Origin of the sequence: Azospirillum sp. B2RO_4, assembly GCF_051124815.1 — a bacterium.
Classification (GTDB): Bacteria; Pseudomonadota; Alphaproteobacteria; order Azospirillales; family Azospirillaceae; genus Azospirillum.
The window spans coordinates 242,101-263,756 of sequence record NZ_CP118486.1 but is presented as its reverse complement, the minus strand read 5'-3'; the positions used below and the strand labels follow the sequence as shown (position 1 = coordinate 263,756).

The 21,656-nt window shown below is 68.1% G+C and carries 21 protein-coding genes; 4 read left to right on the top strand and 17 right to left on the bottom strand.

Annotated features, from left to right (window positions below; translation table 11 throughout):
- Positions 1-9 precede the first annotated feature (9 nt).
- The 13 genes from PWS46_RS15220 to PWS46_RS15160 form a co-directional block, all read right to left on the bottom strand.
- The gene (locus PWS46_RS15220; RefSeq protein ID WP_434621743.1) at positions 10-975 is read right to left on the bottom strand and encodes a hypothetical protein; all 966 of its coding nucleotides are present in this window, start codon (positions 973-975) and stop codon (positions 10-12) included.
- Positions 972-1,280 carry a hypothetical protein gene (locus tag PWS46_RS15215; protein ID WP_434621740.1) on the bottom strand — a complete coding sequence of 103 codons (309 nt, stop codon included), beginning with the start codon at positions 1,278-1,280 and terminating at the stop codon, positions 972-974. Before PWS46_RS15215 ends, PWS46_RS15220 begins: the two co-directional genes overlap by 4 nt.
- Positions 1,281-1,292: 12 nt before the next feature.
- Positions 1,293-2,651: an AMP-binding protein gene (locus PWS46_RS15210; RefSeq protein ID WP_434621737.1), complete on the bottom strand. Its 1,359-nt coding sequence runs from the start codon at positions 2,649-2,651 to the stop codon at positions 1,293-1,295.
- The gene (locus PWS46_RS15205) at positions 2,648-3,295 is read right to left on the bottom strand and encodes a hypothetical protein (protein ID WP_434621734.1); all 648 of its coding nucleotides are present in this window, start codon (positions 3,293-3,295) and stop codon (positions 2,648-2,650) included. The genes PWS46_RS15210 and PWS46_RS15205 overlap by 4 nt, the downstream gene beginning before the upstream one ends.
- Entirely contained in the window at positions 3,295-3,573 is a 279-nt protein-coding gene (locus PWS46_RS15200; protein WP_434621731.1) for a phosphopantetheine-binding protein, read from the bottom strand. Before PWS46_RS15200 ends, PWS46_RS15205 begins: the two co-directional genes overlap by 1 nt.
- Positions 3,574-4,046: 473 nt before the next feature.
- Positions 4,047-4,801, bottom strand: a protein-coding gene (locus tag PWS46_RS15195) for an IS5 family transposase (protein ID WP_434613367.1) whose coding sequence is annotated in 2 segments (ribosomal slippage) — positions 4,047-4,480 and positions 4,480-4,801 — 756 coding nt in all. Because the reading frame shifts where the segments join, the coding sequence is not laid out codon by codon here.
- Between the two features lie 129 nt (positions 4,802-4,930).
- Positions 4,931-5,905 carry a PfkB family carbohydrate kinase gene (locus PWS46_RS15190; RefSeq protein WP_434621728.1) on the bottom strand — a complete coding sequence of 325 codons (975 nt, stop codon included), beginning with the start codon at positions 5,903-5,905 and terminating at the stop codon, positions 4,931-4,933.
- Positions 5,906-5,919: 14 nt separating this feature from the next.
- Positions 5,920-7,395, bottom strand: coding sequence for a mannitol dehydrogenase family protein (locus PWS46_RS15185; protein ID WP_434621724.1), 1,476 nt, complete (start codon positions 7,393-7,395; stop codon positions 5,920-5,922).
- A 216-nt stretch (positions 7,396-7,611) separates the two neighbouring features.
- Positions 7,612-8,385: an L-iditol 2-dehydrogenase gene (locus PWS46_RS15180; protein ID WP_434621721.1), complete on the bottom strand. Its 774-nt coding sequence runs from the start codon at positions 8,383-8,385 to the stop codon at positions 7,612-7,614.
- A 29-nt stretch (positions 8,386-8,414) separates the two neighbouring features.
- Entirely contained in the window at positions 8,415-9,440 is a 1,026-nt protein-coding gene (locus tag PWS46_RS15175; protein WP_434621718.1) for an ABC transporter ATP-binding protein, read from the bottom strand.
- 12 nt (positions 9,441-9,452) lie between these two features.
- Entirely contained in the window at positions 9,453-10,283 is an 831-nt protein-coding gene (locus PWS46_RS15170) for a carbohydrate ABC transporter permease (RefSeq protein WP_434621715.1), read from the bottom strand.
- A gap of 2 nt (positions 10,284-10,285) precedes the next feature.
- Positions 10,286-11,158 carry a carbohydrate ABC transporter permease gene (locus PWS46_RS15165; protein ID WP_434621712.1) on the bottom strand — a complete coding sequence of 291 codons (873 nt, stop codon included), beginning with the start codon at positions 11,156-11,158 and terminating at the stop codon, positions 10,286-10,288.
- Positions 11,159-11,337: 179 nt separating this feature from the next.
- Positions 11,338-12,648, bottom strand: coding sequence for an ABC transporter substrate-binding protein (locus PWS46_RS15160; RefSeq protein WP_434621709.1), 1,311 nt, complete (start codon positions 12,646-12,648; stop codon positions 11,338-11,340).
- 359 nt (positions 12,649-13,007) lie between these two features.
- On the opposite strand from PWS46_RS15160, the gene PWS46_RS15155 reads away from it, so the two are divergent.
- A complete protein-coding gene (locus PWS46_RS15155) occupies positions 13,008-14,213 on the top strand; it encodes an ROK family transcriptional regulator (protein ID WP_434621706.1) in 1,206 nt (401 codons plus the stop codon).
- 4 nt (positions 14,214-14,217) lie between these two features.
- Here the strand turns inward: PWS46_RS15155 and PWS46_RS15150 are convergent, their stop codons facing one another.
- Positions 14,218-15,684 carry a PLP-dependent aminotransferase family protein gene (locus tag PWS46_RS15150; RefSeq protein ID WP_434621703.1) on the bottom strand — a complete coding sequence of 489 codons (1,467 nt, stop codon included), beginning with the start codon at positions 15,682-15,684 and terminating at the stop codon, positions 14,218-14,220.
- A 279-nt stretch (positions 15,685-15,963) separates the two neighbouring features.
- Complete coding sequence (gene ccoG, locus PWS46_RS15145) at positions 15,964-17,463, bottom strand: cytochrome c oxidase accessory protein CcoG (protein WP_434621700.1); 1,500 nt, start codon at positions 17,461-17,463, stop codon at positions 15,964-15,966.
- A gap of 325 nt (positions 17,464-17,788) precedes the next feature.
- Between ccoG and PWS46_RS15140 the strand changes: the two genes are divergently transcribed.
- Positions 17,789-18,115, top strand: a complete 327-nt coding sequence (locus tag PWS46_RS15140) for a DUF1289 domain-containing protein (protein WP_434621697.1) — start codon at positions 17,789-17,791, stop codon at positions 18,113-18,115.
- 11 nt (positions 18,116-18,126) lie between these two features.
- Here PWS46_RS15140 and PWS46_RS15135 read toward each other — a convergent pair whose 3' ends face one another.
- Positions 18,127-18,915, bottom strand: coding sequence for an alpha/beta fold hydrolase (locus tag PWS46_RS15135; RefSeq protein WP_434621694.1), 789 nt, complete (start codon positions 18,913-18,915; stop codon positions 18,127-18,129).
- Between the two features lie 96 nt (positions 18,916-19,011).
- The gene (locus PWS46_RS15130) at positions 19,012-19,455 is read right to left on the bottom strand and encodes an Lrp/AsnC family transcriptional regulator (protein WP_098736358.1); all 444 of its coding nucleotides are present in this window, start codon (positions 19,453-19,455) and stop codon (positions 19,012-19,014) included.
- A gap of 150 nt (positions 19,456-19,605) precedes the next feature.
- Between PWS46_RS15130 and rocF the strand changes: the two genes are divergently transcribed.
- Both rocF and PWS46_RS15120 read left to right on the top strand, forming a co-directional pair.
- Positions 19,606-20,544 (top strand): arginase, encoded by a 939-nt coding sequence (gene rocF, locus PWS46_RS15125; protein ID WP_434621690.1) that lies wholly within the window; start codon positions 19,606-19,608, stop codon positions 20,542-20,544.
- A gap of 19 nt (positions 20,545-20,563) precedes the next feature.
- The gene (locus PWS46_RS15120) at positions 20,564-21,628 is read left to right on the top strand and encodes an ornithine cyclodeaminase (RefSeq protein ID WP_434621687.1); all 1,065 of its coding nucleotides are present in this window, start codon (positions 20,564-20,566) and stop codon (positions 21,626-21,628) included.
- Positions 21,629-21,656 lie beyond the last annotated feature (28 nt).

Sequence of the window (21,656 nt, the reverse complement as noted above, 5' to 3'; positions counted from 1 at the left end):
CGGGCCGGTCTATTTCCAGAAATCATAGAAATTGAACCAGTTGTAGGGGGAGGACAGGGCGTGCTGCTCCAGCCGGTCGGCGAAGCGCCCGGCTGCCCAGCGGACAAGGCCCGGCCGGTCCTGTACCGGCACATCGGAGAAGTCGGCGATGCGCTCGAAATGGACGTCGTAGCGTCGGCCGCCTTGATAGATCCCGACCATCAGCACCACCGGCCGCTTCAGCATCGCCGCCAGTTGGAAGGGGCCGAGCGCGAAGCCGGCGGGCTGGCCGAGGAAGGGCAGGCGGACCTCCTCCTCCCCGTCCAGGGTGCGGTCGGCCAGCATGCCGACGAAGTGTCCCTGATCCAGCCTTTCGCGCACACGCAGCATCGAATCCGGCCGGCCCAGCCCGATCACCTCCATCGACAGCAGCGGGTTGATGGCGTTCAGCACCGAATTGATCTTGCGGGCATTCTCCTCGTACATCACCAGACTGACGCGCAGGTCGCGCTGGCGGTGGCCCAGCATGCGGATCGCCTCGAAGCTCCCCATATGGGCGCCGATCAGCAGGCAGCCCTGCCCCCGCTGCATCAGGTCGATGACGATGTCCTCGCCATGGACGTGGATGTCGAAATCGTCGGACTGATCGTTCAGGAAGAAGACGCGGTCGAGCAGACAGGCGGCGAAGACGTGATAGTGGCGGAACAGGTCGCCGAAGCCGGGCTTGCGGCCCAGCGCCTTCGACAGGAACAGCGCCGATGCCCGGCGCGGCTTGCGCGAGAACAGGACGAAATAGAGGCAGATCGGATAGAGCAGCAGCCGTGCGGCCCGCCGGCCGAGCCGCAGGGCGACCCAGACGATGAACTTGATGGCGGCGGTCGTGCTGCGCTCCGGCCGATTCATCCACTCCTTGCGGCGTCGGCGGCGCGGTTGCGGCGGGGCGATGGGAGAGGCGGCTGAGTCCGCTGCCGGATTGGCGCGCAGGGGGATCTTCATGAAGTCACGCTGCCGGTCATGATGGTGGCGGTCATCACGGGACGGCCGTCCACGCTGCCGGTGAAGGCAATGGCACCGGTCGGGGTAGCCTGCCATTCGACCAGCATGCTTTCGCCGGGGCGAACCGGGTGCAGGAACTTGGCGGCGCGCAGGCGGCAGGGGCCGGGGGGCGAGCCTTCCGCCGCGGCGATGGCGGTCAGGGCGGAGTCGAGCAGGACCGCGCCGGGAATGATCGGGTTGCCGGGGAAATGGCCGGCGGCGGTCGGATGGTCGGCGGGGAAATGGACGTCGGTTTGTTTCGGCAAGGGCGGCGTCCCCTAGTCGGGTCGGCTGTCGTCGAGCATCCGCAGCAGCGCCTCGCGCGGCAATTTGCCGGTCGGGTTGCGCGGCAGGGCATCGACGAAGCGCAGGGGGCGCGGCAGGAAGATCGGGTCGATCCGCTCGCGCAGGCGGGCCAGCAGGGTCTCGGCGGTCAGGCCGGGGGCCACCACCAGGGCGGCGAGGCGGGTGGTCCCGCTGTCGCCCTCACGCGGCATGAAGACCACGCCGTCCATCACGCCTTCGACCGAGTTCAGATGGTGATTAAGGAAGGCGAGCGAGCTGCGCTTGCCGGCAATGTTGACCTGATCGGCGGAGCGGCCGTGCAGGATGAAGCGGGTGTCGCTCTTCAGCTCGATCACGTCGGCCAGCAGGGTCTCGCCATCGAGGAAGTCGCCGGAGGCCCAGGTGCCTTGCTCGTCCTGACGCAGGCGGATTCCGTCGATGCACAGCCATTCGGCCGTGGCGCTGGGGCGGCGGACGGCGAGCTGGCCGGTCTCCGAACAGCCGTAGATCTCGTGCAGCGGGGCGCCCAGCTTGGCCTCGGCGTCGACGGCGAGCTGCGGGGCCAGCGGGGCCGTGGCGCAGAGGATGAAGTCGAGCGGGGGCAGGGCGGTGCCGTCGGCGAGCAGGGCCTGGAGATGGACCGGGGTGGTCACCAGGATGCGGCGGCCGGGCAGGCCGGCAAGGCTGGCGGCGATGTCGGCGGGGAACAGCGGCCGGCCGCCATGCAGGACCAAGCCGTGCTGGAGCGCCAGCAGGATGACCGACTCCAGGCCGTACATGTGCTGGTGCGGCACGGTGCCGACCAGACCGGCGGCCCCAAGAGTCGCGATCTCCAGCGCGGTGCCGGCGCCATGGACGCTGCGGACCAGGGTGCCCCAGCTCTTCACCTGCGGCATCGGCCGGCCGGTGGAGCCGGAGGTGAAGGCGATGGCTGCAACCTGATCGGCCGGGAAGGCGAGGTCGGCGTCGAAGGGCGAGCCGGTCAGGCTGTCGAGGCCGTCGGGAGGAAGCGCCTCGACGCAGGTCATGCCGGGGTAGGTCGCGCCGGCATCGGTCAGGCAGATCAGGCCGGGATAGCTTTCTTCCAGTTGTCGCAGCGTGGCCGGGGTGTCGTTTGGGGGGTGCAGGCAGATCTGGCGGCGCAGCAGGGCGGCGCCCAGCCCGACGGCGAAACCCAGACGGTCGCCGCACAGGTTCAGCAGATAGGCCCCGTCCGGCAGGCGGCGGGCCAGATCGCGCACGGCGGCGAGATAGGTCCGCACCGTCACCGGCCGGCCGTCATGCAGGGCGAACAGGTCGTCGGGACCGCCATGGCGCCGCAGCGGCAGGCGGGTGGTTGACAGCATCGTCATGGATTTGGCCGCTCCGAAAAGACGCGGACGACGTCGGCGATGGAGCCGTGGGAGTGGTTCCGGAACTTGCGCAGGCGGTAGGCGTATTCGGTCAGGAACATCGCGGCGACCAGCGGCAGGTCGAGGACGTTGATGAAGAAGGACCAGACCGCCGGCGGAGCGAAGGCGAACAGCAGGGCCGACATCGCCAGCTGGCCGGCGAAGAACAGGCACCAGGCGATGGTGACGCGGCGGGTGTAGACCAGCATCTCCTCGGTCAGGCTGCCGCGGATGCGCCGCGCGATCCAGGTGATCAGCGGCTCCCGTCCCGCCAGCAGGGTGCGGCCGAACAGGGCGAGCAGCCCGACATAGATGGCGGCATGGCTGATCGCCGAGGCGGCCAGCAGCCCGTCGCGGGCGGAGCGCCAGGACAGGCCGAACAGGGCGATGGCGCCGGCCAGCGCGATCCAGCGGAAGCGCGGAGCGGCACGGCTCACCACCAGCCCGGTCACCCCGGCCTGCACCAGTGCCAGCACCAGCGCGGTGTCGGCATCGAGGTCGGCGACGATGGCGCCATGGACCAGCAGGGGATAGAGCGCGAACAGCGACAGGCCGGCGCCCACCGCGGCCCCTCCCCTGGTCCAGGCGGCAGCGGCGGACGGCATCAGGCGGCTTTAAGCTGCTGGATGTGGGTGTTCAGGGTGCGCAGCGAGGAGAAGATCTTCGTGTTGTTCTCGTCATCCGCCCGCAGCTTCACCCCGTATGTCTTGGAGACGGCGAGCGCCACCTCCAGGATGTCGATGGAATCGAGGCCCAGCCCTTCGCCATAGAGGGGGGCGTCCGGGTCGATGTCCTCCGGGTCGGCTTCCAGGGTGAGGGTGTTCACGATCAGCGTCGCCAGATCAAGTTCGGTCGGCGACAGGGTCTGCAAGTCACTCATCATGCCTCACTAAAGCAACGCCTGCCGCTTCCTGGATATTCTACCCCTTTAGATATAACCATTGGGTATAGAATGCCGTATTGGAGTCACAGGATTCGCAATTTCAGGCGTCACGATAGCTAGGCACCCGGAGCCGCGCCATCATTATTTTGGAGTGATCAATTTGTTTTGTTAAAGATTGAGTTTCTTTCTAGAGGTTGTGGTTGGGGGTGGGAGGCGCCCTGGGAGTGGAACGTTTGGAACGCTATGGAACGGTTTTCCGGGTGGTGTTCAGTGTTTCATTCTCCCTCTCCCCCCCGGGGAGAGGGTCGGGGTGAGGGGGTGCATGGAGTGGATTCGGTGGGGAGCGGGGAGTGCGTGATGCTTGGAAATCCTCGCCACGCGACCCCCTCACCCTAACCCTCTCCCCGGGGGGGAGAGGGGATAGTAGGGGCGGACATGGGGAGATGTTGACCCGGAAACTCTAGGGCGTGTCGTCAGTTGAGCCAGATGACAGCCGACACGAGGTAAACAGCCGCCAAAAAAGTGCTGGCAAGCTTGTCGTATCGAGTGGCAATGGCTCGGAAGCCCTTCATCTTGTTGAAGAATCGCTCGACGAGATTACGTTCGCGGTACAAGGCGAAATCGGTATCGCGGGCGATCAGCCGATTCGCCTTGGACGGGATGACGGGGACGATGTCGCGCTCCTTCAAGGCGTCGATCAAGGCGTCGCCATCATAGGCCTTGTCGGCGATGAGGGCCTGCGGCTCGACCGCGTCGAGCAGAGGGGCGGCTTGGCTGAAGTCAGAGGCCTGACCGGGGGTCAGGGAGATCGCCACCGGGTTGCCCAAGGCGTCCACGATGGCATGGATCTTCGTCGTCAGCCCCCCTCGTGATCGGCCGATGGCTTGGCAGGCGCCCCCTTTTTTCGCGCCCCGGCGCTGTGCTGGTGGGCGCGGACGATGGTCGCGTCGAGCATCATGTACTCGTTGTCGCCATCCTCGGCCAGGGCCTTGAAAAGGCGCTCGAACACCCCGCTCTCGCACCAGCGGCGGTAGCGGCGGTGGGTGTTCTTCCAATCCCCGAACCGGGTGGGCAGGTCGCGCCAGGGAATGCCAGCCCGGTAACGGTACAGCACCGCCTCGACAAACAGCCGGTTGTCCTTCGCCGTCCCCCCGACATGGCCCGCCCGCCCCGGCAGAAAAGCCTGGACCCGATCCCACTGGTCGTCGCGCAAAGCATAGCGTCGCATCCGTCGGCCCTCCCGTCAGCCGACCTTCTATGAATCACGCATTCCTACCGCTGGGAATCCCATAACTGACGACACGCCCTAAACCCAGGTCCAAATTCAGACCATGGAAAGCTTCAAAAACGCCTGGCCTCAGCGGCCCAGCAGGCGGTCGATGGCGGCGCGGTCGGGCAGGGAGGGGATGGCGCCGGGGGTGGTGGTGGTCAACGCGCCGGCGGCGTTGGCGAAGTGGCAGATGTCGCGCAGGCGGCCGGGGGTGAAGGCGGTGTCCACATCCTCGAGGATGCCGGCGAGCATGGCGGCGACGAAGGCGTCGCCGGCGCCGGTGGTGTCCACGGCGGTGACCGCGATCCCCGGCACATGGCCCGAGGTGTCGGCGGTCAGGAAGGTGCAACCATTGCGGCCCTGCGTCACCACCAGTAGCCGCAGGTCCTCATGCCACAGGCTGCGGCCGGCGCTGTCGGGGTCGGCGCTGCCGGTCAGGAATTCCAGCTCCTCGTCGCTCAGCTTGACGATGGAGGCGGCGGCGATGCCCTGGCGGATCAGGCGCTCGGCCGTATCGCGGTCGGGCCAGAGGGCGAGGCGCAGGTTGGCGTCGAAGGAGACCAGCCGGCCGTTGCGGCGCGCCGTCTCCACCGCCAGCAGGCCGGCGTCGCGCGCCGATTGGTCGATCAGGCCGATGGAGCCTGAATGCAGCAGGCGGGCGGATGCCACGGCGTCGAAGTCGAGGTCGGCGGAGGAGAATCCCGCCATCGGCTCGCCATAGAACAGGAATTCCCGCTCCCCCTCCTCGTCGAGGGAGACGAAGGCCACGGGTGTCTTGGCGTCGGGGACGAGGCGCAGGCGGGACGCATCGACGCCGGCCCCGGTCAGCGCGCGGGCGAGGAAGCGGCCGAAGCCGTCCGCCGCCGTCCGGCCCATGAAGGCGCTGCGCACCCCCAGCCGGGCCAGACCGACCGCGACATTCGCCGGCGCCCCGCCCGGCGCCGGGTCGAAGGCGCCGATCACGCCGGGCTGCGCCGGGCCGGCGGGCATGAAGTCGATCAGCACCTCGCCCAGGCAAATCACATCGGGCGGTTGCAAAGCGGCGGACGGCATGGCGGTCATGGCGGGGTCGTCCTTCAGCTGGCGACGCCGGTATAGCGGGCGAGCACGGCGCGGGTGCCGTCCGTCCACAGGGCGCGCAGGGCGGCGGAGAAGGCGTCGCGGAAGGGCTGCGCCCGGCCGACCTCGCCATAGACGTCGTCCATGCCGAGCCACGCGGTCGGCTCGCCGCGGGCCTGACGGGCGACGGCGGTCAGGCGGTCCCAGTTGGGGTCGTTCGGTTCGATCGGCTGGCCGTCGTCGGTGGTGCCGAAGCAGTAGCGGCACCACAGCGCCGATTCCAGCGCCAACCCTTCGATGCCGGCGCCGGCCTTCAGCCGGTCGGCGATGGACGGCACGATGAATTTCGGCTGGCGGTTGGAACCGTCCAGGCAGAGCCGGCGGATGGTGTCCTTGATCTTCGGATTGGCGAAGCGGCGCTCGATGATGCCGAAGTAACTGGCGAGGTCGGTGCCCGGCACCGGCGGGACGGTCGGGATGATCTCCTCCCGCTCGATCTTCTGCAGGAAGGCGCGGATCAGCGGGGTTTCCATCGCCTCATGCGCGTAGGTGATGCCGAGCAGCCCGGCGGGATAGGCGATCACCGCATGGCCGCCGTTGAGGATGCGGATCTTCATCGTCTCGAAGGGCGTCACGTCGGGGACGAACTGCACGCCCACCGCCTCCAGCGCCGGGCGGCCGGCGGAGAAGCGGTCCTCCAGCACCCATTGGGTGAAGTCCTCGCAGAAGACCGGCCAGTTGTCGGCGATGCCGAACTCGCGGTCGAGGGTTTCGCGCTCCTGCACGCCGGTGGCCGGGGTGATGCGGTCGACCATGCCGTTGGGGAAGGCGACTTCGGTGTCGATCCAGGCGGCGAGGTCGGCGTCGATGCCCTTGGCGATGCCGAGCACGGCGTTGCGGGTGACGACACCGTTGTGGGGAATGTTGTCGCAGGACATGACGGTGAAGGGCACGGTGCCGACGGCGCGGCGGCGGGCCAGACCGGCGACGATCAGGCCGAAGATTGTGGTCGGCCGGGCGGGCACCGCGATGTCGGCGCGGATCGCCGGGTGGTTGGCGTCGAACTTGCCGGCGGCGTCGATGTAATAGCCGCCCTCCGTCACCGTCAGCGAAACGATGCGGATGGCCGGGTCGGCCAGCTTGGCAATGATGGGGTCGGCGTCGCCGACCGGCAGCATGCCGACCATGGCGCCGGTGACGCGGGCGAGGCTCTGCGCGCCGGATTGCTCGACCACGGTGGTCAGCCAGTCCTGACCCTCCAGCGCGTCGCGCATGCGCTGGTCCGACGGCATCACACCGGCGCCGAGGATCGCCCAGTCATGGTCGCGGCCCTGGGCGAACAGGCTGTCGAGATAGACCGCCTGATGGGCGCGGTGGAAGTTGCCGACGCCGAAATGCAGGATCCCGGCGGTCAGGGCGGAACGGTCGTAGGCCGGCACCGAGGCGCGGGCTGCGATGTCGGGGAGGGTGGCGGCGGACAGGGCGATGGTCATGGCTGGGGTCCTGCGGGGGATCGGGGGATCCACCCTCTCCCCCCCGGGGAGAGGGTCGGGGTGAGGGGGATGCTTGGCGTGGATTCGGTGGGGTGCGAAGCGCTGCCAATCGACAAAAGCCTCGCTGTGCGTCCCCCTCACCCTAACCCTCTCCCCGGGGGGGAGAGGGGATCCCTTCGAGGGAGAGGGGATCCCGGGACGGGAGAGGGAGGTTCTTCAACTCATCCAGTTGCCGCCGTCGACGTTGTAGGTCTGGGCGACGATGTAGTCGGCTTCGGCACTGGCCAGGAAGATCGCCATGCCGGTCAGATCCTCGGCGCGGCCCATGCGGCCGAAGGGGACGGCTTCGCCGACCATGCGCTTCTTCTCGCCGGGCTGAAGGCCCTCATGGCGGGCGAACAGGGCGTCGACGCCGTCCCAATGCTCGCCGTCGACGACGCCGGGGGCGATGGCGTTGACGTTGATGCCGTGCTTGATGAGGTTCAGGCCGGCCGACTGGGTCAGGCTGATGACCGCCGCCTTGGTGGCGCAATAGACGCCGACCAGCGCTTCGCCGCGCCGCCCGGCCTGGGAGGCCATGTTGATGATCTTGCCGCCGCGCCCCTGCGCGATCATCCGCTTCGCCACCGCCTGCAGCGTGAACAGCGTGCCGGCGACGTTGATCGAGAACAGGCGGTCGTAGCTTTGCCGCGTGATCTCGACGATGGGGGCGAGGTCGAACAGGGCGGCGTTGTTGATCAGGATGTCGATGCCGCCGGCCCGCTCCACCACCGTGGCGACCGCCGCGTCGATGGAGGATTGGTCGGTCACGTCGAGCGCCACGGCGTAGGCGCCGGGACCGATCTCCGCCGCCGCCTGCTCCGCCGCCGCGAGGTTGATGTCGGCGATGGCGACCGTCGCGCCCTCCGCGACATAGGCGGCGGCGAAGGCGCGGCCAATGCCGCGGGCGGCGCCGGTGATGATGGCCGATTTGCCGTCGAGACGTTTCATGGGGCCATTTTCCATAGGGCTAGGGCCTTTCATGCCACTTTCATATCGGCGGCGGCGGACAGGGCGTTGCCCTGGGCGTCGAAGCGGTGGAGCTTTTCGGTCTGCGGCGTCAGCCAGACACGGTCGCCGTGATGGACCGGGAACTCGCCGCCGGCCCGCGCCACCATCGTGCCGATGCCCTCCACCTGCACATAGACGAAGGTGTCTGAGCCCAGATGTTCGGACACGGTGACGGTGCCGGCCCAACGGCCGGATTCGGTCGACAGCGCCAGATGCTCGGGACGGATGCCGATGCAGTCGGCGCCGTCGCCGCGCGCCGTCTCCCCCTCGATGAAGTTCATGCGGGGGGAGCCGATGAAGCCGGCGACGAAGCGGTTGCGCGGCCGGCTGTAGAGGTCGATGGGGGAGCCCACCTGCTCGATCCGGCCGGCGTTCAGCACCACGATCTTGTCGGCCATGGTCATGGCCTCGACCTGATCGTGCGTCACGTAGATCATGGTGGTGCCGAGGCTGGCGTGCAGCTCGGAGATCTCCAGCCGCATGTTGACGCGCAGCGCAGCGTCGAGGTTCGACAGCGGTTCGTCGAACAGGAAGGCGGTCGGTTCGCGGACGATGGCGCGGCCGATGGCGACGCGCTGGCGCTGGCCGCCGGAGAGCTGGCCGGGGCGGCGGTCGAGATAGCTGGTCAGGTTCAGCACATTGGCCGCCGCCTCCACCTTGCGGTCGATGGCGGCCTTGTCGAGACGGGCCATCTTCAGCGGGAAAGCGATGTTGTTGCGCACGGTCATGTGCGGATAGAGCGCGTAGGACTGGAACACCATCGCCAGCCCGCGCTGGGCGGGCGGCAGGGCGGTGGCGTCCTTGCCGTCGATGCGGATGGAGCCGGACGACACATCCTCCAGCCCGGCGATCAGCCGCAGCAGCGTGGACTTGCCGCAGCCGGACGGGCCGACGAACACCACGAACTCGCCATTGCCGATGGTGAGGTCCAGCGGCGGGATGACGGCGATGTCGCCGAAGCTCTTGGTGACGCGGTCGAGCGTGATCTGTCCCATAGCGGGGTCCCCCTACTTCACGGCGCCGAAGGTCAGGCCGCGCACCAGCTGCTTCTGGCTGAACCAGCCGAGAACCAGGATCGGCGCGACCGCCATGGTCGAGGCGGCCGACAGTTTCGCGTAGAACAGCCCTTCCGGGCTGGAGTAGCTGGCGATGAAGGCGGTCAGCGGCGCCGATTGCGAGGCGGACAGGTTCAGCGTCCAGAATGCCTCGTTCCACGCCAGGATGATGTTCAGCAGCAGGGTGGAGGCGATGCCGGGAACCGCCATCGGCAGCAGGACGAACAGGATCTCGTCCCGCAGGCCGGCGCCGTCCATGCGGGCGGCTTCCAGGATCTCACCGGGAATTTCACGGAAATAGGTGAACAGCATCCAGACGATGATCGGCAGGTTGATCAGCGTCAGTACGATGACCAGACCGACGCGGGTGTCGAGAAGCCCGAAATCGCGGAACAGCAGGTAGATCGGGATCAGCACGCCGACCGGCGGCAGCATCTTGGTCGACAGCATCCACATCAGCACGTCGCGGGTGCGCTTGCCGGGAACGAAGGCCATCGACCACGCGGCAGGAACCGCGATCATCAGGCCGATCAGCGTCGAGCCGACCGAGATGACCACCGAGTTCCAGAAATGGAGGAAATAGTCGGAGCGCTGCTGAACCTCCGCGTAATTCTCCAGCGTCCAGTGGAAGGCGAGGAAGGAAGGTGGGCTGGCGATGGCCTCGGCTTCGGTCTTGAAGCTGGTCAGCGCGGTCCACAGGATGGGGAAGAAGATCACGATCCCGATGGTCCAGGCGACCAGGGTCACGACCAGCTTCTGGCGGTTGGTTGCGGCGCGCGCCATGGTCAGATGTCCAGGTTGCGGCCGATCATCCTCATCAGGAAGACGGCGACGATGTTGGCGAGGACGACGGCGACGATGCCGCCCGCGGAGCCGCCGCCGACATCGAACTGCAGCAGCGACTGGGCATAGACGAGATAGGTGATGTTGGTGGTGGCGGTGCCGGGGCCGCCGTTGGTCGTCACCAGGATCTCGGCGAAGACCGACAGCAGGAAGATGGTCTGGATCAGCGTCACCACCGTCATCGCACGCGCCAGATGGGGCAGGATGATGTGGATGAAGCGGTCCACAGCGCCGGCGCCGTCCATCTCCGCCGCTTCAAGCCTTTCGCTGTCGAGCGATTGCAGGGCGGTCAGCAGGATCAGCGTGGCGAAGGGCAGCCACTGCCACGTCACGATCAGGATGATCGAGGACAGCGGCGCCTCGGCCAGGAAGTCGAAGGGCTGGAGGCCCAGCCCCTTGGCGATGGCGGCGAACAGGCCGTTCACCGGGTTCATCAGCATGTTCTTCCACACCAGTGCCGAGACGGTGGGCATGACGAAGAAGGGCGCGATTATCAGCAGGCGGACGATCCCCCGCCCCCAGAAGGGCCGGTCGAGCAGCAGGGCCAGCCCGATCCCGCCGGAGATGGTCAGCACCAGCACCCCGCCGACCAGGGTCAGCGTGTTGCCGAGCGCGGCGAAGAAGGCCGGATCGGTCAGGAAATACCGGTAGTTCAGGAAGCCGATCCACTCCTCCTGCCCCGGCATCAGCAGGTTGTAGCGCAGGAAGGAGAAGTAGAGCGTCATCGCGAGCGGGATCAGCATCCAGCCGAGCAGCAGGACGACGGCCGGAGACATCGTCAGGCGCGCGGCTGCACGCGAGTGGGCGGTGGCCATGGCTCGACCCTTGGGGAACGACGTTGCGGGAGGCGTATTCTTCGGCCGTCATCCCCGCGAAGGCGGGGATCCAGGGAGTTCGCGGTTCAGCGGTTGAACCGGCTGGATTCCCGCCTTCGCGGGAATGACGGCTGACAGAGGATCATGCCCTCATCCGGTACAGGGACGATGACTTCCGGTTACTTGATGTAGCCGGCCTTGGTCATCTCGCGGGTGGTCAGGGCCTGGGCGCTCTGCAGGGCCTGGTCGGCGCTCATCTGGCCGGCGAGCGCGGCCGAGAAGGCCTGACCGACGGCGGTTCCGATGCCCTGGAATTCGGGAATGGCGACGAACTGCACGCCGGTGTAGGGGACTTCCTGCACCGTCGGGTGCTGCGGATCGGCGGCCTGGATCGACTTCAGCGTCAGATCGGCGAAGGGCGCGGCCTTGCGGTATTCCGGGTTGGCGTAGAGCGAGCTGCGGGTGCCGGGCGGCACGTTGGCCCAGCCCTCTTCCTTGGCGACGAGGTCGAGATATTCCTTCGACGTCGCCCAGGAAATGAAGGCCTGCGCGGCGTCGCCCTTCTTGCTGCTGGCGGGAACCGCGAGGCTCCAGGCCCACAGCCAGTTGGACCGCTTGCCCAACCCGTTGTCGGGGGCCAGCGCGTAGCCGACCTTGTCGGCGACCTTGCTCTGCGCCGGGTTGGAGACGAAGGAGGCGGCGACGGTGGCGTCGATCCACATCGCGCATTTGCCGGTCTGGAACAGCGCCAGATTCTCGTTGAAGCCGTTGGAGGAAGCGCCCGGCGGGCCGGCGTCCTTCATCAGGCCGAGATAGGTGGTCAGCGTCTGCTTCCACGGCTCGGTGTTGAACTGCGGCTTCCAGCTCATGTCGAACCAGCGCGCGCCGAAGGAGTTCGCCATGGCGCTGAGGAAGGCCATGTTCTCGCCCCAGCCGGCCTTGCCGCGCAGGCAGATGCCGTAGACCTCGTTCTGCTTGTCGGTCAGCTTGCGGGCGGCGTCGCCGATGAAGGCCCAGGTCGGCGCCTCCGGCATGGTCAGGCCGGCCTTCTCGAACAGGTCCTTGCGGTACATGACCATCGAGCTTTCGCCGTAGAAGGGCGCGGCGTAGAGCGTCCCGTCGGTGGTCAGGCCGCTGCGGATGGAGGGCAGCAGATCCTCGACGTCATAGTTGGCGCCGAGCTTGTCGAGCGGCTTCAGCCATTTCTGTTTGGTCCAGATCGGGACCTCGTAGGTGCCGATGGTCAGGACGTCGTACTGGCCGCCCTTGGTGGCGATGTCGGTGGTGATGCGCTGGCGCAGCACGTTCTCTTCCAGCGTCACCCAGTTCAGCGTGATGTCGGGATGGGCCTTGGTGAAATGATCCGCCAGCTTCTGCATGCGGATCATGTCGCCGTTGTTCACCGTGGCGATCGACAGCGTTTCCGCCTGTGCCGAACTGCCGAGAAACGCGGCGACCGCCGCGCCGATCAAGGATAGCGCACGCTTCATTCCAGTTTTCCTCCCCAAATTCCTGTCCGGCCGCGCCCTGGCTTTGCTCCGCCGGCCTATGCGACTGGTCGCCCGACCTCCGCATGCGTCCACGGCATTCGGTTTGTAGGGCACACGAACACTATGGCGCAGGCAGTGGAGGGCTGCAATAGATAAATCACATTGATTTTGATATTCGGTGGCGTATGGCGCTGGTGCGGACCTTGGCGTTGATTGCACTTTCGTATAGGCGGAGTATGGTTCCCTCTCCCGGGGCGGGAGAGGGCCTCGTGCCGCTACTAAGTAAATCACTTTGATTTTGTTATGATCGGTTGTTATACGGATTGTTGGTGAAATCCGAGGCAGGAGGCGGCGGGAGCATGCGGGGCGGCGATACCACCGGGCTGCGCGCCTACAACGAGCGGCTGGTCATGCATGCGCTGTTGCAGGCCGGCATGCTGTCAAAGGCGGAAATCGCGCGGGAAACCGGGCTCAGCGGGCAGGCCGCGTCGGTGATCGTCAACCGCCTGCTGGACGACGGGCTGCTGGTCAAGCTGGACAAGGTTCGCGGGCAGGTCGGCCAACCCTCCACCCCCATCGCGCCGAATCCTGAGGGCGCCTATTCGCTGGGGGTGAAAATCGGCCGGCGCAGCGTCGAGGCGATCCTGATCAACCTGCTGGGCGAGGAGATGGGGGCGAGCCGGGTGCGCTACGACGCGCCGCTGCCGGAACCGACGATCTCCACCGCCATCGCCCAGGCGGTCGGGCTGCTGGGGCATCTGTCGCCGGCGGCGCGGTCGCGGGTGGTCGGGCTGGGCGTCGCCATGCCGGACGAGATCCATGCGTGGTCGGCGGAGCTGGGGCTGGCGCCGGGGGCGCTGGACGGTTGGCGCGATGCCGACATCGGCGGGGCCTTCGCGCGGGAGACCGGTCTACCGGTGACGCGCTACAACGACGCCGCAGCAGCCTGTGCGGCGGAGATGATCGCCGGCCACGCCATCACCAGCCGCAGCGCGCTCTACATCTATCTCGGCACCTTCATCGGCGGCGGGGTGGTGATCGACGGGCGGCTCTACCGCGGCGAGCAGGGCAATGCCGGGGCCATCGGGTCCATGCCGACCGGGCCGACCGGCCGGGGAGAGACGCCGGGGCAACTGATCCACGCCGCCTCGATCTTCCTGCTGGAGCGTGACCTGGAGGCCGCCGGGATCGATCCGTCGGCGGCGCTGTCCGCCGCCCTGGCCGACGGCAGCGGCGAGCGGGCGGACGCCATCTTCGACGCCTGGGCCGAAACCGCCTGCGCCGAGCTGTCGCGCGCCGTCGTGTCGGCGCTCAGTGTCATCGACTTTCAGGAGGTGGTGGTCGACGGCTTCCTGCCGCCGTCCTGGCGCGACCGCTTCACGCAACGGCTGGCGGCGGCGGTGGAAGGCTTCAACCGGTCGGGGCTGAAGGCCGCGCCGGTTCTGGCGGGCTCCATCGGCCCGATGGCCCGCGTGCTGGGGGCGGCGATGCTGCCGCTGAAGGCGCGATTCTCGCCCGACACCGACCTGCTGGTTCGGTCGGGCATGGCGCGGGATCTGGCCTGACGGATCAGATCACGATGCCGGCCAGGGCGGGGCTCTGGTCGAGGGCGTCGGCGAGGGTTTCCAGCATGCGGCGGCAATCGGCGCGGCTCACCGGAGCGCCGAGGCAGATGCGCAAAGCTTCCGGTGCCAAGCCGGCGGTGAGGAAGACGTCGCTGACGGCGGCGGCGATGCCGGCGTTGCGCAGATGGGCGGCGAACTCCCCGCGCGTCCAGGACGGCGGCAGGCTCAACCACAGATGGAAACCGTCCGGATGGGCGGCGAGCGAGTCTGGGGCAAGCAGGTCGCGGGCGATGCGCTGGCGGGCCGACGCCTCGGCACGGATGGCGGTCAGCAGCGCGTCGGCGGTGCCGTCGGCGATCCATTGGGTGGCGACGGCGGCGGGAATCGGCGGCGTGCCGAGGATGGTGGCGCGTTGGGCGGCGGCCAGCCGCATCGCCTGACGGACGTCGGGGGCGGCGACATAGGTGACGCGCAGGCCGGGCGCCACGCATTTGGCGAGGCCGACGACATGGAAGGTCACGTCGGGGGCCAATGCTGCGATCGGCGGCGGGGCGTCCTGCGGCAGCACGCCGTAGATGTCGTCCTCGATGATCGGGATGTTGTTCTGGCGGGCGATGGCGGCGATGGCGGCGCGCCGCTCCGCCGGCAGGGTCGCCGTCGTCGGGTTGTGCAGGGTGGGGGTGCAGTAGAGCGCCTTGGGGGCATGGGCCTCCACCGCCGCGCGCAGCGCGTCGGGGTCGAGCCCGTCGCCGTCCATCGCCACCCCGACCACCCGCAGCCCGAGCTGCCGGGCGATGGCCTTGAAGCCGGGATAGGTCAGCGCCTCGGTACAGACGATGTCGCCGGGGCGGGTGAGCATGCAGAGCAGGGCCAGCAGGGCGCTCTGCGTGCCGGGGCAGACGACGATCCGGCCGGTGTCGGCGAGGTCGGGCAGGCGCCTGCCGAGCCAACGCGCGCCGGCGGCGCGGTCGTCCTCCCCGGCGCGGAATCCGGCGTCGGCCTCCGGATAGCGCAGCAGTGTTTGCGGGTCGAGCCGCAGCATCGCCTGGGCCATCCCCCGCCGGACGCGGTCCAGCAGCTCCGGCGAATCCGGCAGCGGCGGCTGGTTCATGGTCATGTCGATGACCGGGGACGGCGCGGTGGCCGAGGGGCGGGGAGGGACGGGTGCGGCGCTTTCCGACGGCGCATGCGGCGCGCTGACGAAGGTGCCCTGGCCGACACGGGCATCCAGCAGGCCGCGGCGGCGGGCCTCGCTGTAGGCGCGGCTGACCGTGGTCAGATCGACCCCCAAGCGGTCGGCCAGCACCCGCTGCGGCGGCAGCCGCTGTCCCGCCGCGAGACGGCCGGCGGCGATGTCGTCGGCAAGGGCGTCGGCGATGGCGAGATAGACCGGCCGCGCCCGGCTGGTCAGGTCGGGCTGCCAGATGCCGGTGTCCGACGATTCGGCTTGCGCTGCGTTATCGGATTGCATGGATGTCCTGGCCGTTCCCTTGCCTGCCTGCTGCGGCACTGTCGGTAGCATATGCGCGTTCGGGTGCGGGTGCTGCAAGCATTCACATCTCGACGATAACTGCCCTCTCCCGCCCCGGGAGAGGGAGGGGACCCGCCACGAAGTGGCGGGGAGGGTGAGGGGTAAGGCGAGAATCCCGAACCGCATGGTTCCTTGAATCACCCCTCACCCTTCCCATGCTCCGCATGGGCCCCTTCCCTCTCCCGGGGCGGGAGAGGGAGAACTCCCAAGGCGTTTCGATCACGGCGCCAAAAAGACGCTGTCGTGCCGGGCCGGCTGGCCGTCGCCGGTATCGGGGGTCAGGGTGACGGTCACCGGGGTGGAGGAGCCGGTCAGTGCCGCCCGGGGGACGCGGACCCGGATGCGGTAGGTCTCCACCGCATTGGCGCGGGCGGACAGCGACAGCTCGCCGGCCTCCGTGCCGTCGCCGGACAGGCTGAGGCTCGCCTGCGGCAGGCCGGTCAGGGTGAGGCGGTAATGACGCTCCACCAGCGACATGTTGGCGATCTTGATGGTGTAGGCGTTCTGGATGCGGCCGTCGTTGAGCGTGACGAACAGCGGCGCCCGGTCGCGCAGAACGGATATGTCGTTGCTGGACCTCAGCGCCAGCGCGATCGTCATCACCCCGACGACCACGACGAGCATCAGGCCGTAGACGATGGTGCGCGGCCGGATCAGCCGGTAGCGGGGCGGCGGAGCGGCAGCGGCCTTCGCCGACTGGGCCGTCAGGGTGTCGAAGCGGATCAGGTCTCCGGGGCGGTCGATGCGCGCCATCACGTCGTTGCAGGCGTCGACGCACAGGCCGCAGCCGATGCATTCCATCTGGATGCCGTCGCGGATGTCGATGCCGGTCGGGCAGACCTGGACGCATTGCCCGCAGTCGATGCAGTCGCCATGGCCCTGGTGGGTGCGGGCATCCCAGCCCTCGTTCTTGCGCAGCGGCGCGCGTCCCTCGCCGCGCCAGTCCTGATAGGTGACGACCAGACTGTCCTCGTCCAGCATGGCGGCCTGGATGCGCGGCCAGGGGCAGACGTAGAAGCACATCTGTTCGCGCATGAAGCCGGCCATCGCATAGGTGCAGGCGGCGATGAACAGGATCGACCCGGCGGCGAGCGCCGAGGCGTCGAAACGCAGCAGGTCGACCGCCAGCGTCGGCGCGTCGGTCAGATAGGCGATGCCGAGGAAGCCGGTGACCAGCGAGACCGCCAGCCACGCCGCATGCTTGACCGTCTTCTTCGCCAGCCAGCCCGTGGTCCAGGGGTGCCGGTCGAGGCGGATGCGGTCGCCGCGGTCGCCCTCCACCCGCCGCTCCACCCAGACGAACAGGTCGGTCCACACTGTCTGCGGACAGGTGAAGCCGCACCAGACCCGGCCGCCGAGCGCGGTCGCCAGGAACAGGCCGATGGCGGCCAGAATCATCACGCCGGTGATGTAATAGACATGCTGCGGCCACAGCTGCAGGGCGAAGATGTAGAAGCGCTGGCTGCCCAGGTCGAACAGCACCGCCTGATCCGGCAGACCCGGCCCACGATCCCAGCGCAGCCAGGGGATGACGGCGAACAGCACCAGCAGGACCACGCCCAACAGCGTCTTCACGCGCCGGTATCGCCCGCGCACCGCCTTGGGATGGATCTTGCGGTGGGGGGCGTAGGCCGGCGCTGGGGCCGGACCTGGGGCCTGCTCCGGCGGAACGGTCGCATGGTCCGGCCGGCGGGTGACGGTGGGCGCATCGCTGGGCATGGATCACCTGGCACGAAGATGCCGTCCGGCCGCCTGCCCGCGCCTGACAGGCGTATGGAGCAGCGACCCTCCGGCGATGTGCCTTGTATGGATCATTCGTACGGATTGCTCAAGCGCATTGTACGGACAAAGGGGCCGGATGTCCGCCCATGCGGCGGTTTGACGCAAGGAGTTCACGGCTTCGATAAGGGGGCGTGCATGCAATCGGTTCATTCGACGGCAAGCGCCAAAATTGTATGGGCTTGCAGCCTCATCAGCCACCATTGCCGCGCCGGATTTACGGCGCACATTGTCTGCGACTGGAGACGGCCATGCGACAGGACAGATGCGCGGAAAGAAGGACAGGTTTGGCAGGGCGACGGACAACCCCTGCATCGGACTCTGCCGGTTCGGTGGCGACGGTGCCTGCCTGGGCTGCCACCGCACCAAGGCGGAGGTGAAGGGCTGGAAGCGGTTGAGCGACGCCGCCAAAATGGCGATCAACGACAGGATCGCACAACTGGGCAGGAAAGCTCAGGCCGACCCGGCCGAGGGGAAGGCGCAGCGCAAGCGCCTGCGCAAGCTCGACCGCAAGATCGGCAAGCTGGAATCGAAGCTCGCGGCACTCCGGGTCGAGCGCGACTGCGTGGCGGGCGCCGGCCCGGCCGGATAGGTCAGGCGGCGTCAGGGTTTCGAAAGGAAGGCCCGGATCGCTTCGACGACCTCGTCCTCGCATTCGCGGTGGGGGACGTGGCCGGTGTCGGGCAGAAGGCGGACGGTGCCGCGTCCGGCGGCGATGCGGGCGGGGTGCTCGGCCGACCCGTATTCGTCGCGGTCGCCGTGCAGTGCCAGCACCGGGCAGCGGACCTGCGACAGCGGCGTGTCCAGGGTCCAGTCGGCGAAGGCGGCGGACAGCCATGTCTCGGTCCAGGCATCGACCGCCCAGCGCGCCTTGTCGCCCTGGTATCTCGCCAGCCGGGCGAGTTGCGCCGGATCCTGGAAGCCCTGCTTCGCCACGCGGATGCCGTCGAGCGTGCGGTCCTCGACGAAGGCCTGGGCGGCGATGGTCACCAGCGCCCGGCAGCGCGCGGGGAAGCGCGCCGCCGTCTCCACCGCCATGCCGCCGCCGACGCTGTGGCCGCAGGCGATGAAATCGCCGATGCCGAGATGGTCGAGCAGCAGGGGAGCGACCTCCCGCGCCTCGGCCGCGACGAAATCGCGGGGCAGGGCGCCGGGATGGGGATCGGAACGCCCGAAGCCGAGCCGGTCATAGGCGACGACCCGCCGCGCCGTCGCGGCGGCAAGGCTGGCCGGAAAGCTGCGCCACAGATCGACGCAGCCCAGCGAATCGTGGAACAGCAGGATCGGCGGGAGAGTGCCGGCGGTCCCGGTTTCCGGGGTCCAGTCCTTCACATAGAGACGGCCGGCGGGGGTGGGGATCAGGCGGTCCTGGTCGCTGACGGCGGTGGTCATGTCGTCCGGTGGCTGGTGCAGTCGAGGTCGGGCGGCAGGATAGCATGAATGCCGCGCCTCATGCCGCCCTACGCGAAATGACAAGTCGACGGCGGCTTACAGCCGGGCGCGGGTGCTGCGCGGGGTGTTCAGCAGAAGATTCGTCTCGCTGGTGGTGATGCCGGGGATCAGCCGGATGCGGCGCAGCACTCCGTCGAATTCCGGCAGGCTGCCGGCCGACAACTCGACGATCAGGTCCCAGCGTCCGTTGGTGCTGTGGATCTCCATGATCTCGGGGAAGCCGCTGAGCGTCCGCACCACGCGGTCGGTCGCCTGCCCCTCCACCTCGATCAGCATGATGCCGCGCACCGGCGCCTCCACCGTGTCGGCGCGCAGGATCACGGTGTAGCCGGTGATGATGCCGGAGCTTTCCAGCCGCTCCATCCGCGAGCGCACCGTCGCCCGCGAGACGCCCAGTTCGATGGCGAGGTCGGAGATGCTGCGGCGGCCGTCATGGCGCAGCAGGGTGATGAGCTTCTCATCGAGCTGGTCGAGCGTCATGGTCTCAGGTTGCCGGCATTTTGGAAGGCTTGGCTGTTCAGTTTGGTAGGAGAGATGGAGACATTTGTCAAATTGCCCTGTCCGTTTCGCCGGATTCCTGTGGTTTGCTGGTGGAAGGAACAGGCAAGAGACCGAACAATGTCCTACCAGATGACAAAGACGAAGCAGTGCCGGCTGGTCGGCGTGCCGGTGCAGGACGGGGCGGGGCGGCTGGGTTGCGAAATGGGGCCCAGCGCCTACCGTACGGCCGGCATCGCCAAGGCGCTGTCGGATCTGGGCCACAGCGTCACCGACCTCGGCAATGTGGCGCCGCTGCCGCAGCGGCCGATGACGCATGGCAACGCCGCGCTGAAATTCCTGCCGGAGGTGGCGGGCTGGACCGCGGCGCTGACCCAGGTGGCCTACGAGGCGAGTGCCGGTGATGATGCCATGCCGGTCTTCATGGGCGGCGACCACAGCCTTGCCGCCGGCACCCTGACCGGGCTGGCGCAGCGCGCCGCCGAGATGCGCCGTCCGTTGTTCGTGCTGTGGCTGGATGCCCATCCGGATTTCCACACGCTGGAGACGACGGAGAGCGGCAATCTGCATGGCGTGCCGATGGCCTATGCCACCGGCCGGGCCGGCTTCGACGGCTATTTCCCACCGCCGCCGGCCCGGCTCGACCCGCACAATGTCTGCATGATGGGTATCCGCAGCGTCGATCCGGCCGAACGGCGGGCGTTGGAGACCTCCGGCATCACCGTCCATGACATGCGCAAGATCGACGAGCACGGCATCGTTGCCCTGCTGCGCCCGTTCCTGCAGCGGGTGGTGGAGGCGGACGGGCTGCTGCATGTCAGCCTGGACGTCGATTTCCTCGATCCCGGCATCGCGCCCGGCGTCGGCACCACGGTTCCCGGCGGCGCCACCTTCCGCGAGGCGCATCTGGTCATGGAGATGCTGCACGACACCGGTCTGGTCAGCAGCGTCGATCTGGTGGAGCTGAACCCCTTCCTGGACGAGCGCGGCCGGACCGCCACCCTGATGGTGGAACTGCTGGCCAGCCTGATGGGGCGCCGCGTCCTCGACTATCCCACCCGCAGCTTTTGATCGACTGGAGCGTCCGACCATGATCCCGAACCTGAACCTCGTTCCCTTCGTCAGCGTCGATCACATGATGAAGCTGGTGCTGCACATCGGCGTGGAGCGCTTCCTGACCGAGCTGTCCGACTATGTGGAGGAGGATTTCCGCCGCTGGGAGAGCTTCGACAAGACGCCGCGGGTCGCCTCCCACAGCGCGGAAGGCGTGATCGAGCTGATGCCGACCAGCGACGGCCGCACCTATGGCTTCAAGTATGTGAACGGCCATCCGAAGAACACGCGGGAAGGGCGCCAGACCGTCACCGCCTTCGGCGTACTGGCCGATGTCGGCAACGGCTATCCGGTGCTGATGACGGAGATGACCATCCTGACGGCGCTGCGCACCGCCGCCACCTCGGCCGTCGCCGCCAAGCATCTGGCGCCGAAGGATGCGGCCTGCATGGCGATCATCGGCAACGGCGCGCAGGCGGAGTTCCAGGCGCTGGCCTTCAAGGCGCTGCTGGGGATCCGGAAATTGCGGCTTTACGACATCGACCCGGCGGCGACGCAGAAATGCGTGCGCAACCTGCGCGACCAGGGCTTCGAGATCACCGCCTGCAAATCGACCGAAGAGGCGGTGGAGGGCGCGCAGATCATCACCACCGTCACCGCCGACAAGCAGTATGCCACCATCCTGACCGACAACATGGTCGGGGCCGGCGTGCACATCAACGCGGTTGGCGGCGACTGCCCCGGCAAGACGGAGCTGCACCGCGACATCCTGCTGCGCTCCGACATCTTCGTCGAATATCCGCCGCAGACGCGGATCGAGGGCGAAATCCAGCAGCTGGCCCCCGACCATCCGGTGACGGAGCTGTGGACGGTGATGAGCGGGCAGGCGGTCGGACGGCGCGATGCGCGGCAGATCACGCTGTTCGATTCGGTGGGTTTCGCGACGGAGGACTTTTCCGCCCTGCGCTATGTCCGCGACAAGGTGGCGGGGACCGGCTTCTACGAGAATCTGGACATGCTGGCCGACCCGGACGAGCCGCGTGACCTGTTCGGCATGATCCTGCGCGCGGCGAAACCGGCCCCGGTGGGGGAGGCGGCGTAACACCTCCCTTTCACGCGCCGGAAAGGGC